Source organism: Priestia endophytica (assembly GCF_026790145.1).
Taxonomy (GTDB): domain Bacteria; phylum Bacillota; class Bacilli; order Bacillales; family Bacillaceae_H; genus Bacillus_I; species Bacillus_I endophytica_A.
In genome coordinates, this window is the sequence record NZ_JALAMS010000078.1 from 1 (window position 1) to 227 (window position 227).

Sequence of the window (227 nt, forward strand, 5' to 3'; positions counted from 1 at the left end):
ACTTGACAGGGGTATATTCAATGAGATAAGGCTGTCCAAAATCAAAAAGAATTTATCCATAAATTGTTTGGAGTAACTTGATAAGCTAGTAACTTAAAGAAAATTGACACTTTACGTTCTATTAATTATTTTTTGCACCATAACCATAAGGTCTAATAATAACTGTCGTCTAATACTAAAAGTATTGAGAATACTAGAATATACATATATAATAACAATATATAAAG